We start from the raw sequence: 15334 nt of genomic DNA, 5'->3' as shown, positions 1-15334 counted from the left end.
TCAAGAGATGAACGGTTCGCAGATCTTGTGGAGGCAAGCAACGACAACCACAACAACAGGATGAGTGGGTGTTTAAATGAACCGTAAAATTACTGAAATAACCACCAGCAAAGATGGAGATGCCATGTTGGCTCATCGTCTCGATTCCTGTCCGTTCTTTTTCAATAGACAGTGTCCGTATCAGGCCAAAATGGAGAGAGCCTACCTTATTCCTGGACTGCTCACTGCATCCGAGAGAGCAGATTGCGGGCAAAAGTGTATGTCCTGCAGCAGGTACAAGAAGAGGCCGAGATACGGCAGTTCCAGGCTGCGCATTGTGCCAGGTGAATAGAAGAATGCTGGTGCAGGGATGAGAAGGCGGTCAGGAGCACCGCCACGATTGAGGTGGCTGTGAGCCTCTCTGCTTCTCCTTGCAATCAGGAACCTCCCAAGCCCGAATGTTTTCTGAATCAAACCAGGGCATGATTCTTGAAACATTCGGGCTTGGTTTTTGTTGGCGCCGGCAGATAGGCAGCTATGGCAGGACTACGTGCTAGTCACCGTCATGTTTGACTCTGAACGATTTTGGGGTTGCATAATGAGTAGAATAGAGTAAAAAGGTTGATTTGAGCGAGATGTCTATTGTGGAAGACTTGCAGAAGGAGTGTAAGACTATGAGAGTGCTTTCCGGTATTCAGCCCTCCGGCAATCTACACATTGGCAACTATTTTGGCATGATGAAGCCTATGATCCAGTACCAGGAAGAGAATGAACTCTACTGCTTCATAGTGAACTATCATGCAATGACTTCTGTAACGGAGGGGGCGCTTCTTGCCGCTGGAACAGTGGAGGCAGCCATTGATTTTCTGGCGCTGGGTTTGGATCCAGACAGGGCTATATTCTGGGTGCAGTCAGATGTGCCGGAGGTCACGGAACTCACCTGGATTTTGAACAACGTGACTCCAGTGGGGCTTTTGCTCAGAAGCCACTCTTACAAGGATAAAATTGCTCAGGGCCTGGCGCCCAATCACGGGCTCCTCTCCTATCCGGTTCTCATGGCCGCAGACATTCTGCTCTACCAGGCCGAAAGGGTGCCGGTGGGCAAGGATCAGCAGCAGCATCTGGAGATATGTCGCGATATCGCTGAGAAGTTCAATGGACTGTATGGAGAAACATTCACTATCCCTGAGGCTGAGATCAATCCGGACATCCCCACGGTCCTGGGGATCGACGGCAGGAAAATGAGCAAATCCTACAACAACACTATCGAGATTTTTGCGAACGAAGAGACCCTGCGCAAGAAAATTGCCAGGATTGTGACTGACTCCACACCCGTGGCGGACCCTAAAGATCCGGATAAATGCAATCTCTTTGCCATATACTCCTTATTCCTCGAAGACAAAGAAAAGCAAGAGCTGGCACAGCGCTACAGACAGGGAGGACTCAAGTACAGCGATGTAAAGAAAGAGCTATTTGAACGGATCTGGGAGTACTTCCGGGCTCCACGCGCAGAAAGGGAGCGGTTGACCGCTAACGTGGACGAGATCCGCCAGATTCTAAAGAGCGGCGCGGAAAAGGCAAGGAATAAAGCGATCCCCACCCTGGAGCTTGTCCGGCAGCGTGTGGGGTTGGTTTATTGAGTCTGGGGGTAACTGCTATTGGCGCACCTCCTGGCAACAAGTCGGTAGGCGCAGACTTCAGACTGCGTTGCCAGTCTCGCAGATATTGTGTAGAAATAGATAAGTACACTTTGTAAACACCGTCCCCGAGCTACTTTACTTTTGCCTTCTTTCCATAGCCTCGAGGCGCCTTTGCGTGTACCAATCGATCTGCCGGCAGATGCCGCGGATTACCTTTACGTCCCTGGCGCGCAATCCCACCCTGGAAAAGAAGCGCCGGATGTTCTGCATCCAGTGGTCAGGGTTCTCCGGATTGATGAAGCCGATCTTGATGAAGGTTTCCTCGAGGTGGTCATACATGGCGTCCAGCTCCTGACGATTGGCCAGCCGCGGCACAAATTCACTCACTTCAGTGCGGCCGGCCAGCAGCAGTTCGTAGGAGATGATCATGACTGCTTGCGCCAGATTCAAAGAAGAGAAGCCGCTGGTGGGAATTGTTACCAGGGCGTGACAGAACCGCAGGTCGGCGTTGGTGAGGCCGCGATCCTCAGGACCAAAGACGATGGCTACTTCATTGTGTCTGCAAATGGGAACCAGTTCGGCAGCCATCTTGCGGGGCGTTCTGAGCTCTCTTCGCTGGCCGCCCACCCGTGCCGTAGTTCCCACCACGTAACTGAAAGAGCTGAGCGCTGCGGCCAGGTCTGGGTATACATCCATTTTCTCCACCACCTCAGCAGCAGCGTGCGTTGCCATCCGGAGAATCCGGGTGAGATCGCAGTTTACGGGATCCACCAGAATCAAGCGCCACAGCCCCATGTTGCAGGCTGCCCTGGCTGCTGCGCCAATGTTTTCAGGAAACCGCGGGCGATGAAGTACAATGGCAATGTTGTCGAGATAGGTTGTGGTGGATTTCATGATGTTCCCGTCAAGAGCTCGTTGCAAGGTAAAGTATAGCGGAGGTGGCAGCTATTTTGAAGGGCATTCGAAATCCTGTTGTTGACAGCTCTCGAGGGGATTCATTAGAATGATTTCATGTTCCAGCGCCAGTGTGGAATGCGTACTCTGTGCTCCTCGACCTCTCATAGGTAAGACATCCAGAAGGCAGCGCTGAGACCATGTTGGATAAATCATCTGCCATCACCGTAGTGCTCTTTTCGACGGTCATGCTTCTGTTTTCTCTCACATGTGTGCCCGCGGAGAGTGCGGCCGCTAAGGAGGGACCTACTATGGAAGCACAGCAAATCCGTGAATCGGTAATTGCAGGAACGTGGTATCCAGGCACAGCCGACCGCCTGCGGCAGGAGATCGACAGATACCTGAAGGCCGTGCCCGAGCAGCACATCGAGGGAAATCTCATTGCCCTGATTTCCCCCCATGCGGGTTATCGCTATTCGGGTCAGGTGGCAGCCTACGGCTACAAGCTGCTTGCAGAACGAAAATTTGCCACTGTGGTGATTATTGCCCCCAGTCACAGGGCCTATTTCCCAGGGGTTTCCGTATACGACCGCGGCGGCTATCGCACGCCTCTGGGTATTGTGCCCCTGGATCAGGATCTTATCAGAGCTCTCGAAGGACGGGAGCCGCGCATCAGATACGTACCCGAGGCGCATGCTCAGGAGCACTCGCTGGAGATTCAGCTTCCTTTCCTGCAGGTTGTGCTGGCCGACTTCAAGCTGGTTCCTCTGGTTATGGGTGATCAGAGCTTTGCCACCTGCCAATGGCTTGCAGAGGCGCTGGCTGACTGTATTGCAGGAAAATCTATACTGGTGGTGGCCAGTTCGGATCTGTCACACTTTCATCCTTATGAGCAGGCAAAGAAGTTGGACAGTGTGGTGCTCGAGAAGGTGAACGGCTTCGATGCCAGAGGTCTGAGCGACAGCCTGGCCGAGCACCAGTGTGAAGCATGCGGCGGCGGCCCCATGGTCACGGCCATGCTGCTGGCTCGCCAGCTGGGCGCCAACAAGAGCAGGGTGCTTCATTATGCCAACTCTGGTGACGTGACTGGTGACCGCAGCAGTGTGGTGGGGTATATGGCTGCGGCTTTCTGGGCTAACCCCGGAAAAGATTCGAAGCAGGGCAGAAGTGATAAAAAGGTGGGTGTTGATCTGGGTCTAAGCCCAGAAGAGAAGGCTTTGCTTCACAAGATAGCCAGAGAATCCATCGAGGCCCACTGTTTGAACAAGGCCATGCCCAACTTGCGGGTCGATTCCCCCAAGCTGAATGAACATATGGGTGCTTTTGTCACTCTCCACAAGCATGGCAAATTGAGAGGATGCATTGGCCATATCAGGGGGCAGCAGCCTCTCATTGAGACTGTTTCTGAAATGGCGATTGCTGCCGCTTTTCAGGACCCCAGGTTTCCAGCAGTGACCAGAGAAGAACTGCCCGAGCTGGAGATAGAGATCTCTGTGTTGACTCCATTGAAGCGCATCCACAATGTGGAAGTATACGCCGGGACGGCTACTCAGGTCTGCTGCTGCCGCAGGTGGCTACAGAGTGGGGCTGGGACCGGAAGACGTTTCTCGAGCACACCTGCCAGAAAGCTTATTTAGAGAAGGAGGCCTGGAAGGACAACAAAACTGAGATTTACATCTTTGCAGCAGATGTGTTCTAGGTCACACTCGGACTTCATTCCGGGCGCAAAGCAAAAATACAGCAAGATTCTCTCATGGGGAGCAACTGATGTGGGGCAGCATGAACAGACGGGAATTTCTCAAGAAGTGCGGCCGGGGCATTCTCCTGTGTAGCAGTGTGGAGCTTCTGTCTCAGGCCCTGACTACCGCAGAAGCTGGCCTTCTAGATCTGGAAAAGGGATATGTCGGCCGCAAAGTTTCACCCTATTTTACTGCTCTGCCAGAGAAGAGGATTCGCTGTGAGCTCTGTCCCCGCTTCTGCGAAGTTGATGATGGGGACAGAGGCTACTGCGGTGTTAGAGAAAACAACAACGGCAAGTACTATTCCCTGGTATACGGCAATCCCTGCGCTGTCCATGTTGACCCCATAGAAAAGAAGCCTTTCTTCCACGTGCTGCCCGGAAGTCGATCTTTTTCGCTTGCCACTGCCGGCTGTAATTTTGACTGTAAATTTTGCCAGAACTGGGAGATATCCCAGGCCTTGCCAGATGATACTTACAACTACCACCTGCCTCCAGAAGAAGTGGCCCGCCAGGCAGAAAGAATGCGATGCAGCTCTGTTGCCTCCACTTACGTTGAGCCCACCATATTCATGGAGTACATGCAAGACATAGGCGCAGCTGTCAGGCAGAAGAGCATCCTCAACGTCATGCACTCCAACGGCTATGTGAACGAGCGGCCCCTTGCGGAGCTCTGCAGGCGCCTGGATGCTGCCTGTATAGATCTCAAAGGTTTCTCCGAGTCCTATTACCAGGAAATTACTGAAGGAACCCTGGCTCCTGTGCTGGAAACGCTCAAATATTTGCGGCATGAGGGAGTGCACCTGGAAATTGTCAATCTGATGATTCCCGGCAAGAACGATGATCCCAGAGAAGTAGGCGCCATGTGCCAGTGGATCAAGAAAGAGCTCGGCACCCAGGTGCCGCTTCATTTCAGCCGATTCTATCCCATGTACAAATTGAAGAGTCTGCCACCGACTCCGATATCCACCCTGGAGCGAGCAGTGAAGATCGCCAGGCAGGCGGGCCTGCATTATGTCTACATTGGCAACGTACCGGGACATCCTGCTGAGAACACCAACTGCCCGCGCTGCAATAACAGATTGATAAGTCGCACTGGCTACAGGGTTGAGATAGTTGGCTTGAGTGGAGGGAAGTGCCGCCAGTGTGGCCAGGCCATTCCTGGCATCTGGCAGCTGCCGCAGCACACTCGAGCCCAGGGCATGTCGAATCGCTGGACCACCTGAATACCCGGATTTACGGTGATCGAACAGGAGCGGCCAGCAGTGGCCGGGTGGCGATACCGTTGGGCCTCGCCTGAATCAGCAAACATTCGGTAGAGGTTTTTCTGTGTTGAAAAACTTGTTGGCGACTATGCGAGCTTCGTCGAGGGAAGGGGCCTTCTGCACCAGGCGCCAGAGGGTGTGGCCGAAGCTGTAGTTTCGGGCAAAATAGAAGGTAAACTGTTTGAGAAGAGGAAACTGATATTCGGGCGGCAGACTGGCTTGCAGGAGAGAGATGAAGCGGTTGTATACCGCCGCATGGTCTATTTGCAGGTTGTCACAGGGAAAATCGAACAGCTCGGCGGCAATGCGCTGCAGCAGCCAGGGTCGACGGGCAACTGCGCGGCCGATCATGACGGCGTGGCAGCCAGTCTCCCGGAACATGCGCAAGGCTGCGGCAGGAGAGTCGATGTCACCGTTGCCAATTATAGGTATGCCCAGAGTTGCCCGGAGATTGCCAATATGCTGCCACCTCGCCGGCCGTTTCAGTCTGTCCTCTTTGAAGCGAGCATGCACCACCAGAGCGTCTACGCCAGTATCCTCCAACATCCGGGCGAATTCGGTCAGATGAGCTGCCTGGCTGGCATAGCCCAGGCGGATCTTTGCGGTCAGCGGCAGACTGGTGGCGCGGCGAGCGGCAGCTACAATTTTCTGTGCTCTGCTGGTGTCCTTCATCAGGGCAACACCGCCGCCTCTCTTGATGATGGCCGCAGCAGTACAGCCCATGTTGAGATCGATGCCATCGGCGCCGCTCATCTCCACCTTGTGGATGGCCGGGGCAATCTCCTCTGGACGGGTGACGAGGAGTTGATACATGATGGGCTTTTCACGGTGGTTCCTCTTGAGCCATGGTGACGAGGAGGGCGACTCGTGGGGCAGGGCGCGAGCGCTCAACATTTCTGTGTAGAACAGCCCACAGCCGCCAAAGCCAGCCACGAGTTGACGGAAGGCTGTGTGGGTCAAGCCAGCCATTGGCGCCAACAGCAGTGGAGGGTTGACTGACAAGCCTTTGATGGTGCAAGAAGTACTATTGCTCAACCGTTTCTCTGCCATGACGAGGAGGTGCTTCCGAAAAGAAGATAAACTTCTTGAGGTGGAACCAGAATTAAGATGTAATTCTGGCTAGTTCCAGAGCCTGCCCTCAGCTTTGCTGTGCAACAAACAGCCTGAGCCCCCGAGACAGCCCTCTGGGCAGATCTCTTGCTGGCAGGCAGATATGGACCTTTCATGGAGCAGTACTGCCTGGCACAGTCTACTTGGCCCAGGAAGCTGAGCTCAGGCTGAAGGATATGACCATTGACAAAATATCTGATATTGTAAACTGGATCAACAGGGCGAGGATTGTTCTGGGATTTTCTCCGAGAATACCATGAAAAAGTAGTGGCGTTTACATCGAGGTGAGCTTATGTGCTGGTTGTGGCTGTTGTTGTTCTGTTATGTGGCTGTTTTGAGTTGGACTTACTTTGTCATGTACTACGAGTCCGCCAATGGCAGCCATCTTGAAAAGCTGCGGGGCCGAGGATCACTCGTTACTCTTTTTCTCAAAGGGTTCACCTGGAATATTTACAGCCACCTGATGGCGGTGGCTTGCTGGTTTACCAATTGGAGCAGCAGCTACTGGGGAGGCTCACGCCAAAAGGGGGAGCAACTGCCTGTCATATTTGTCCACGGCCTCTATCACAATCGTACCGCCTGGTTCATGTATCTGAGATGGTTCAGGCAGTGGGGGTGGTCTTACCTGGAGGCAGTGAATCTGCCAGGGAAATTTCGCTCTATCAATGTTCACGCCCAAACCCTGGCTCAGACAATCGACAGAGTACTCGAGGCAGCAGATTGTGATCAGGTAGACCTTGTGGGCCACAGTATGGGGGGCATAGTAATCCGCGCTTATCTGCGGGACCATTTTTCCGAAAGCAAGGTCAGAAATGTGGTTACCCTCGGCAGTCCTCATAACGGTTCAAAACTAGCAGTATTTGGCGTAGGAGAAGCTGCACGGGAGTTGCTGCCGCACAGTGAGCTTCTCCAGAGTTTGAATGGTGAAGGGGTCATGGCCCCGCCGGCCGGAAGTCTCTACTCAATCTACACAGTACTTGATAATATGGTACTTCCCAATGAATCTGCCCAGGTGGTGGGTGAGCGAGTGGAATCCATAGAAACCAAAGAAGTCGACCATGTAGGGCTTCTCTATTGCAAACAGACGGCTCAACTTGTCAGGAAGTGTCTGGAAAGGGGTGAATGACAGGACAGGAGGATATGGATCGCTTCCAGTGTGAAGAATGCAAGGAATTTTTCTATTTTGATCTGGCCTTCGAGGGTATGAGTGCTGAACCAGGGGAACTGGTGCCGCTGGCTTGCCCTCTTTGCCAGCATGCCTGGTCCCGCTATCTGCCAGATGAATGGGAGCACGAGAACACCTTGCACTGATGTCGGGACAGCAACCTGCATCCAGAGCAAACATCTTCTTTCCTGAAAGACGACAATCCTAAGGATGCAGCCAGGTATTGCTCCCTCTACCTGGCACAGAGCTGTACTCTGTCCTACCTGTCATTTGAGCAAAACAACGCGAAAGCTTCGGCAATTACACCATGTCAGGCAGCTCGCAGCCGGGAAGAAAACCAGACGATCCTCTGTTCATGACTCTGAATCATGGCATCCTGGAACTCTTCCAACTTGCGGCAGTCTCGCATGCACAACTCTCTGTTCTCATTGCGGCGTTGGCAGGTTCGGCAGGGACTCTCCATAGTACGAACGATAAGACGCTCATTGAGATCCATCCACCTCACCCCCTCTCGAGGCTGTTGTGAGGACATGTTAACTATTTTTTATATTGTAACAGACATGCTTTACATGTCAAACGAAAGGATAGATAAGGTGCAGCTATGGAAGAGGAATTCTACCCAGAGGAAATCCGCAACCTCCCCGAGATTGATGTGTCCCTCCCGGGAGTTAAAGGCTACCTGATGCAGGGCCGTCAGGAGCAGCTAGTTTTTTTTGATATAGGCCCGATAGGCGAGGTGAAGCCGCACAGCCACGGACCGCAATGGGGAGTTGTTCTGCAAGGAGAGATGGTGCTTACTATCGGGGAGGAGACCCGAACTTACCGTAAAGGAGACAGCTACTACATCCCAGGTGGAGTGATCCACTCGGCCCGCTTCAATGCAAGGACGTGGCTCATCGATTTTTTTGCTCAGGTAGATCGTTATCAACCTCGGAGCAGACCTTGACAGGAGGTGGATTAAGGAAACTGCCTGGAGTTGCTCTTGAAATATCAGCTGAGAAAAGCGGTTTATGCCCATTATATTGCCATAACTGGTTCTTGCCAGAAGAGAAGGTACAGGCGCACGCCGCCTACAGGCGGCATCGGACTCTATCCTCAATGCTTTTGCCTCGGCAGCAGCAGCCAACAGCCTCTCTGATAACGAGGGTTTCGACTGGCTGGGACTAATCACTGGCAAGACAGGTTGAGAAAACATGGCGGCAAACTCTCCTTCTGCCCACAGACTGCTGCCAACATGGGAAAGGGTCGGTGCTTGCCCATGGTTCAAGTGGATAATCTTTGATGTTGTTGGCGGGGCGGGAGAATAGGGTCATCCGGCAGGCGCTTCTTTGTGCCAGTTATTGTGGACAGCAAGATTTGCCTCCCTCATAGTTAGAGATCGGCATGACTGTATGGACTGATACTTTGAAGCAACGTATCGAGGCTGCCCGAGGGAAAAGGCCCGTTGACCTCCTGTTCAAGAATTGTCAGATAGTGGACGTGTTTGCAGGTGTCTTGCAAGAGACGGAGGTGGCAGTCTTCGACGGCCAGATAGTCGGCTTTGGAGAGCGGCCAGCCAGGGAAGAGGTGGATCTGGCAGGTGCTATACTCTGTCCAGGCCTGATTGACGGCCATCTTCACCTGGAGAGTTCTATGTTGCATCCAGCTGAATTTGCCAGGGCCGTGCTGCCCCATGGGACCACCTCGGTGGTAGCTGATCCGCATGAAATAGCAAACGTGGCTGGCCTTCCAGGTGTCCAATTTATGCTGGAGGCTACTGAGGACATAGGACTTGACGTCTTTTTTATGGCGCCATCATGTGTGCCTGCAAGCCACCTGGAGAGTTCAGGTGCCAGACTGGACGGAAATGATCTGCAGTCGTTGCAGCAATTTTCCCGCATCCTTGGTCTTGGAGAAGTAATGAATTTTCCAGGAGTAATTGAAGGTGATGCGGAGATCATGGACAAGATCCAACGATTTTGTGGCAAGGTCGTTGATGGACATGCTCCTGGCCTTTCAGGTGCTGGACTCGATGCCTATCTAAGCGCGGGCATCGGTTCGGACCATGAATGCATTCGATTGGCAGAAGCAAAAGAGAAACTTTCCAAAGGTATGTTCATAATGATTAGAGAGGGAAGCCAGGCCAGAGATCTGGAAAATCTAGCTCCTCTGGTAACCGTTAGAAATGAGCGGCGGTGCATGCTGGTCAGCGACGATTGCCATCCGGAAGAGCTGGCAACCAGGGGGCACATGGACAGTATGGTTTCCCGGGCCATGAACCTGGGCATTGAGCCAATGATGGCTATTCGAATGGCCACCAGAAACCCGGCGGAATATTTTGGCCTTCGCCGGCTGGGCGCCATTGCCCCTGGCTGCCAGGCAGACATGCTGGTACTTACAACTTTGCAGCCGTTTCATATCGACAGAGTATACAAGGCAGGAAAGTTGGTGGCTGCCGCAGGCGGCTGCCTGCTGGAGATGGTTGTGAAGACAGCAGGTTTGCCTGTTACCATGAAGCTGTCGGCAGTACGGCTAGAGGATCTGCGCATTGAGTGCCGTGGTCAATGGCTGCGCGTCATAAGGCTCATTCCTGGCTCCCTGATCACTGGAGAAGACATTGTCAGAGTGGTGGAGAGAAACGGTGAGGCGGTGAGCGATCCACAAAATGATCTTCTCAAGGTGGCTGTGTTCGAGCGGCATCACGGCAGTGGTCGTCGGGGGCTTGGTTTTGTTCATGGTTTTGGCCTGCGCAGTGGAGCGCTGGCTTCCACAGTTGCCCATGATTCTCATAATCTAGTGGTGGTTGGCGCAGATGATGCGGACATGGTCACCGCGGTTAACAGTCTGCGAGAGCTTGGCGGCGGACTGGCAGTTGCAGACCGAGGGAAGGTGATAGCCACACTGCCACTGCCTCTCGCTGGTCTCATGTCTACTGCTTCACTGCAGGAAGTGGTTGCCGGCAACAGCAAAGTGAACGAGGCGGCTGCGGCCCTGGGTGCCACTGTGGAGCATCCATTTATGGCCCTGTCTTTTCTGGCCCTTCCCGTGATACCCAGGTTGAAGATCACGGATTACGGCCTGGTTGATGGCGAGCAGCTTGCCCAGGTGCCGCTCTTTGTGGATGATGCCCCTGTCCGTGAATAGGGTTCCAGTTGATATATAATTCTGCTGAACGCCCCCTGAGAAGCCGAGAAATTTTGCGATTTCACCTGGCGAATTCTGGAATTGTCTGACAGAGCAAGGATAGCTGCATGCAACAATTTGTGAAATTCCTCAAAACTGCTGAACTTCCCGGCGCTCGACTGGCACACTATCAGTTCTTGCCCCGGCGCAGTGCTCGTTATGGCAGCCTGCGGCAACCTCTGGCGCCCCAGTTGCAAAACGGTCTTGCCCAGCTGGGCATCAGGCGCCTCTATCAGCATCAGGTTGAAGCGCTCGATCTCTGCCGCCAGGGGAAGAACGTGGTTGTGGCCACTCCCACGGCCACCGGCAAATCACTCATCTATAATCTGGCCCTGTTCGAACTCCTGACCGGGCAAGAAAGAGGCCATGGCCTGTACCTCTTTCCCCTCAAGGCCCTGGCCCAGGACCAACTGCAAGCCTTTCTCTCCGTCAATCAGACCCTCCCCGAGGAGATGCAGCTCAGGGCTGCAATATATGACGGCGATACAGCTCCAACAGAGCGGCGACGCATAAAGAAACAAATGCCGGATCTTATCATTTCCAATCCTGATATGCTCCATCTTGCCCTGCTGCCGTTCCATCAGCAGTGGGAAAAGTTCTTTCGACGGCTCAAACTGGTGGTGCTGGATGAGGTGCATACCTACCGCGGCATTTTTGGCTCGCACATCACCCAGATCTTCAGAAGACTGCAGCGGGTGTGCAGGCTCTACGGGTCCAGACCGCAGTTTATTCTTCTGTCTGCGACCATTGCCAATGCAGCTCAATTCGCCGCCACCCTGACAGGTTTGCCCTTTGCGGCCGTGGATGCCAATGGTGCGCCACAGGCCGGACGGCATTTCTTTTTCGTCAACCCTGAACTCAGCGCCACCACAGTGGCTGGCAGGCTCTTTGTGCATGCCCTGCGGCGAGGGCTCAAGACCATTGCTTTCACTCAAGCTCGCAAGACTACAGAGATTCTTCATATGACAGTAAGCCAAACCGCACCAGAGTTTTCATCGCGGGTGAGTTCCTACCGGGCAGGATTTCTTGCTGAAGAACGGAGACACATTGAACAGGGGCTGGCTAGCGGTCAGGTGGCGGGCGTGATTTCTACCAGCGCTCTGGAGATGGGAATCGACATTGGCGGCCTAGATGTCTGCATACTGGTGGGCTATCCAGGGACCATAATCAACACCTGGCAGCGAAGCGGTCGGGTGGGCCGGGGGGGGCGCGATTCGGTTGTGATTCTGGTGGCGCAAGCCGATGCCCTGGATCAATACTTCATGCGCTATCCTGACGACTTCTTTCGGCGCTCTTTTGAAACGGCTGTGGTCGACCCAGACAATCAACAGGTGGTGGAAGCGCATCTACCCTGTGCAGCGGCAGAACTCCCCATGCGGCTCGACACTGATCTTTACGGAGACAATGGTCCCCTGCGCCAATGCCTGACAAGGCTGGAAAAGCAGGGAAAACTTCTGAGGAGTGCTGCCGGGGACGAATGGTATGCAGCCTCCCGTCGGCCCCATAGAATGGTGGATATTCGGACTGTTGGCAAAGGATATACTATTATTCAGGAGCCGGAAAAGGAGGTGGTTGGGAAAAACGACGGGGTGCGAGTGTTCAAGGAATGCCATCCGGGCGCCGTCTATCTTCACCGCGGGCAGCAATATCTGGTGACCAGACTGGACCTCAAGAGGTGCAATGTCCTGGTGAAGCCCACCAATGTCCGCTATTACACCAGGGCGCTGAGCAGCAAAGATACCCGGATCCTTGCTGTGGAGAGGAGTCGACCCGTGGGCAACTTTCTTGCCCGCTTTGGACGACTGCGCGTTACAGAACAGGTGGTGGAATATGAAAAGCGCAGCCTTTACAGCGGCGAACTTCTTGCCAGGGAACCGCTGGAGCTGCCGCCCCAGAGTTTCGAAACCATGGGGTTCTGGCTGGAAATAGAAGACCTTGTCCAGGAAATGATTCGCCGCCGCAACTTTCATTTCATGGGAGGCATCCACGCCCTGGAACATGCCCTCATCAGTATGTTTCCCCTCTTTGCCCTGTGCGACCGCAATGATATCGGCGGCATTGCCATTCCACTGCACCCGCAATTGCACAAGAGCGCGGTATTCGTCTATGATGGCACCCCCGGAGGGGTGGGGCTGGCGGCGCGGGGCTTCGACATGATCGAGGAACTGCTGCGCAAGACGTCGGATCTGGTAGCTTCCTGCCCCTGCGACAGCGGCTGTCCCTCGTGCATCCATTCACCAAAATGCGGCTCCGGCAACAAGCCTCTGGACAAACAGGCGACCATTCTGCTGTCTCGGATTCTTCTGGATGAACTGCCCTTGCACAGTGAAGTGGGGGAGGAGACGGAAGTGGATTTGCAAATCCAGGCTAGTGAATCACAAGAGGTCGCTGCCAGCGAGCCGGCAATCGCCTGCCTGGATCTGGAAACTCAGAGACTGGCGGATGAGGTTGGCGGCTGGGGCAATATTCACCTGATGCGTCTCGCGGTTGCAGTGCTCTACGACCAGCGCGCCGAGCGCTTCGAAGTGTTCGATGAGCAGAGAGTGGAGCAATTGATAGAACGGCTGAGCCAGTTTGATTTACTAGTGGGCTTCAACATCAAGAGATTCGACTTTCGAGTGCTTGGGGCTTATACTTCGTTTGACCTGCAGCAACTGCCTACTTTTGACATTCTGGAAGACATCTACCAGCGGCTGGGCTTCCGCATTGCCCTTGGCCATCTGGCGGAGCAGACCCTGGGGCAGCCAAAAAGCGCTGACGGCATCCAGGCGGTTCGCTGGTTTCAACAGGGCAATCTGCAGGCGCTCATCAGCTATTGTCAGGAGGATGTCCGCATCACCTGGAGACTCTTTGAATTTGGGCTGCAAAATGGCTACCTGCTCTACACCACCAGGCAGGGGAAGGCTGTACGACTGCCGCTGGACTGGCAACTGGAAACCATTATCAGGCAGGCACAGAACAGCAGAGGCGGAGCAGTGTCCAGTCAATCCCGGTAAAGTAGATACGGTTGGCAGCATTCCTGGTAGTCTTTGAGGTGCGGAGCCCAACTGTCAAGCAGATCCCTTATGGGCACTCCTGCCTCTAGATCTTTGTGCAGGGTGGAACTACCGAGAATGATCTCTATGGGTAGATGATGAAACTCATATTCATAGGGCGGCGGCAGCCAGGCGAACTCGTCTGGATGAGATAGAATTGTGGCCTGGAGGAGGCTGAGAGAGGTGGCAAAGGGTTTATACTTATCAGCTGAGGTGACATGGATCTGGAAACCATAGCATTGTTGGCCGGACCACTTGTCGAAACAGGGCTGAAACACAGCAGGTCTCAGCAGGGCCCCCTCCAGTTCAGGGTCTGCCAGTTTCTCCAAGATTTTTCTTGGCTGTACATAAGGTCCGCCCCAGAGTTCAAAAGGAGTGGTGGTACCCCTGCCTTCTGAGAGGTTTGTGCCTTCCAGGATTACCTGGCCTGGATAAACTAGGGCGGACTCCGGCGTGGGCAGGTTGGGTGACGGCGGCACCCAGTTAAGCCCTGTCTGGCGAAAAAACATAGCTCTCGACCAGCCTGCCATGACAAAGGTCTCGAGCTGAGCCACAAGGCCGAATTCCATGTTGTAAAAGCGGGCCATTTCCGCTAGGGTGAGGCCGTGGCGCATGGGCACAGGGAAGTAGCCCACAAAAGAGCGCCGTTCCATGTCCAAAATATTGCCTTCGACGTGGAGGCCGCCCACAGGATTCGGCCTGTCCAGCACCACAACCCTGACGCCATGCTGCCTGGCTGCCTCCAGGCAGAGTGCCAGGGTAGTTCCGAAAGTGTAGACGCGGGTGCCCACGTCCTGGAGGTCGATGAGCAGTATGTCGATGAGATCTAACATTTCAGCAGTGGGCTTCCTGGTATCACTGTACAGGCTGAACACGGGAATCTTGAGTTCCTCATCCACAAAGTTGGCGGATTCGACCATGTTTGCCTGTTGTTCACCATGATATCCATGCTGCGGAGAAAAAAGGGCTGTCAGATGAGCGCCGGCAGCCAACAGTCGCTGACTGGTATGAATGAGCTGGCTGTCGACTGAAGCCTGATTGGCGAGCAGCCCCAGTCGCGCTGTGGTGAGCCACTGCGGCTTTGTCAGAAGAAGGGCGTCGATACCGAGAGCAATTGATGCCATGCAGTTTATCCAGGGTGATAAAAGAGATATTTCCAAAAAGATTTCCGGGTCGGCGGCAGGAAGAACAACAGAACTTTCTCCTGGACCCGAGTGGAGGTTCAAGCCATACTGTACGGCAGTGTTGTTGTCCATTATAAATGGGCGGCCAGCACAGTCAAGGGGGCATGTGGCTGCGGCAAGTGGAACAGCAGCCGCATGCATGTTCAGTTGAGGTCTAGATTA

General features: G+C 54.0%; 12 protein-coding genes and 2 pseudogenes. 10 read left to right on the top strand and 4 right to left on the bottom strand.

Features of this window, described 5'->3' with window-relative positions; all coding sequences use genetic code 11:
• The first annotated feature begins 76 nt into the window (after nucleotides 1-76).
• Complete coding sequence (locus JRI89_12495; GenBank protein ID MBW2072056.1) at nucleotides 77-331, top strand: hypothetical protein; 255 nt, start codon at nucleotides 77-79, stop codon at nucleotides 329-331.
• A gap of 322 nt (nucleotides 332-653) precedes the next feature.
• Complete coding sequence (gene trpS / locus JRI89_12490) at nucleotides 654-1619, top strand: tryptophan--tRNA ligase (protein ID MBW2072055.1); 966 nt, start codon at nucleotides 654-656, stop codon at nucleotides 1617-1619.
• Between the two features lie 135 nt (nucleotides 1620-1754).
• Here the strand turns inward: trpS and JRI89_12485 are convergent, their stop codons facing one another.
• Nucleotides 1755-2513 carry an RNA methyltransferase gene (locus tag JRI89_12485; protein ID MBW2072054.1) on the bottom strand — a complete coding sequence of 253 codons (759 nt, stop codon included), beginning with the start codon at nucleotides 2511-2513 and terminating at the stop codon, nucleotides 1755-1757.
• Nucleotides 2514-2824: 311 nt separating this feature from the next.
• Between JRI89_12485 and amrB the strand changes: the two are divergent.
• From amrB to amrS, 3 genes and pseudogenes are all read left to right on the top strand, one after another.
• Nucleotides 2825-3646 (top strand): annotated as a pseudogene (gene amrB / locus JRI89_12480) (AmmeMemoRadiSam system protein B).
• Nucleotides 3629-4212 (top strand): annotated as a pseudogene (gene amrA, locus JRI89_12475) (AmmeMemoRadiSam system protein A). Before amrB ends, amrA begins: the two co-directional pseudogenes overlap by 18 nt.
• 68 nt (nucleotides 4213-4280) lie before the next feature.
• Nucleotides 4281-5477: an AmmeMemoRadiSam system radical SAM enzyme gene (gene amrS, locus JRI89_12470; protein MBW2072053.1), complete on the top strand. Its 1197-nt coding sequence runs from the start codon at nucleotides 4281-4283 to the stop codon at nucleotides 5475-5477.
• Nucleotides 5478-5552: 75 nt separating this feature from the next.
• Here the strand turns inward: amrS and JRI89_12465 are convergent, their stop codons facing one another.
• On the bottom strand, nucleotides 5553-6566 hold the full coding sequence (locus JRI89_12465; protein MBW2072052.1) for a tRNA-dihydrouridine synthase family protein: 1014 nt from the start codon (nucleotides 6564-6566) through the stop codon (nucleotides 5553-5555).
• Nucleotides 6567-6918: 352 nt separating this feature from the next.
• Here JRI89_12465 and JRI89_12460 point away from each other — a divergent pair, with 352 nt between their 5' ends.
• A complete protein-coding gene (locus JRI89_12460) occupies nucleotides 6919-7752 on the top strand; it encodes an alpha/beta fold hydrolase (protein MBW2072051.1) in 834 nt (277 codons plus the stop codon).
• On the top strand, nucleotides 7749-7937 hold the full coding sequence (locus JRI89_12455; GenBank protein MBW2072050.1) for a hypothetical protein: 189 nt from the start codon (nucleotides 7749-7751) through the stop codon (nucleotides 7935-7937). Before JRI89_12460 ends, JRI89_12455 begins: the two co-directional genes overlap by 4 nt.
• A gap of 164 nt (nucleotides 7938-8101) precedes the next feature.
• On the opposite strand, the gene JRI89_12450 is transcribed toward JRI89_12455, so the two are convergent.
• The gene (locus tag JRI89_12450) at nucleotides 8102-8287 is read right to left on the bottom strand and encodes a hypothetical protein (protein MBW2072049.1); all 186 of its coding nucleotides are present in this window, start codon (nucleotides 8285-8287) and stop codon (nucleotides 8102-8104) included.
• A 105-nt stretch (nucleotides 8288-8392) separates the two neighbouring features.
• Here JRI89_12450 and JRI89_12445 point away from each other — a divergent pair, with 105 nt between their 5' ends.
• From JRI89_12445 to JRI89_12435, 3 genes are all read left to right on the top strand, one after another.
• Nucleotides 8393-8737 carry a cupin domain-containing protein gene (locus JRI89_12445; GenBank protein MBW2072048.1) on the top strand — a complete coding sequence of 115 codons (345 nt, stop codon included), beginning with the start codon at nucleotides 8393-8395 and terminating at the stop codon, nucleotides 8735-8737.
• A gap of 437 nt (nucleotides 8738-9174) precedes the next feature.
• Nucleotides 9175-10914, top strand: coding sequence for an adenine deaminase (gene ade, locus JRI89_12440; protein ID MBW2072047.1), 1740 nt, complete (start codon nucleotides 9175-9177; stop codon nucleotides 10912-10914).
• Nucleotides 10915-11021: 107 nt separating this feature from the next.
• Entirely contained in the window at nucleotides 11022-13949 is a 2928-nt protein-coding gene (locus JRI89_12435; protein ID MBW2072046.1) for a DEAD/DEAH box helicase, read from the top strand.
• Here the strand turns inward: JRI89_12435 and JRI89_12430 are convergent.
• Entirely contained in the window at nucleotides 13937-15112 is a 1176-nt protein-coding gene (locus tag JRI89_12430; protein MBW2072045.1) for a DUF1343 domain-containing protein, read from the bottom strand. The two genes, JRI89_12435 and JRI89_12430, sit on opposite strands and share 13 nt — an antisense overlap.
• Nucleotides 15113-15334: the final 222 nt, after the last annotated feature.

Source organism: Deltaproteobacteria bacterium (assembly GCA_019309045.1).
Lineage (GTDB): Bacteria > Desulfobacterota > Syntrophobacteria > BM002 > BM002 > JAFDGZ01.
This window is presented reverse-complemented; position numbering and strand designations above follow the sequence as displayed.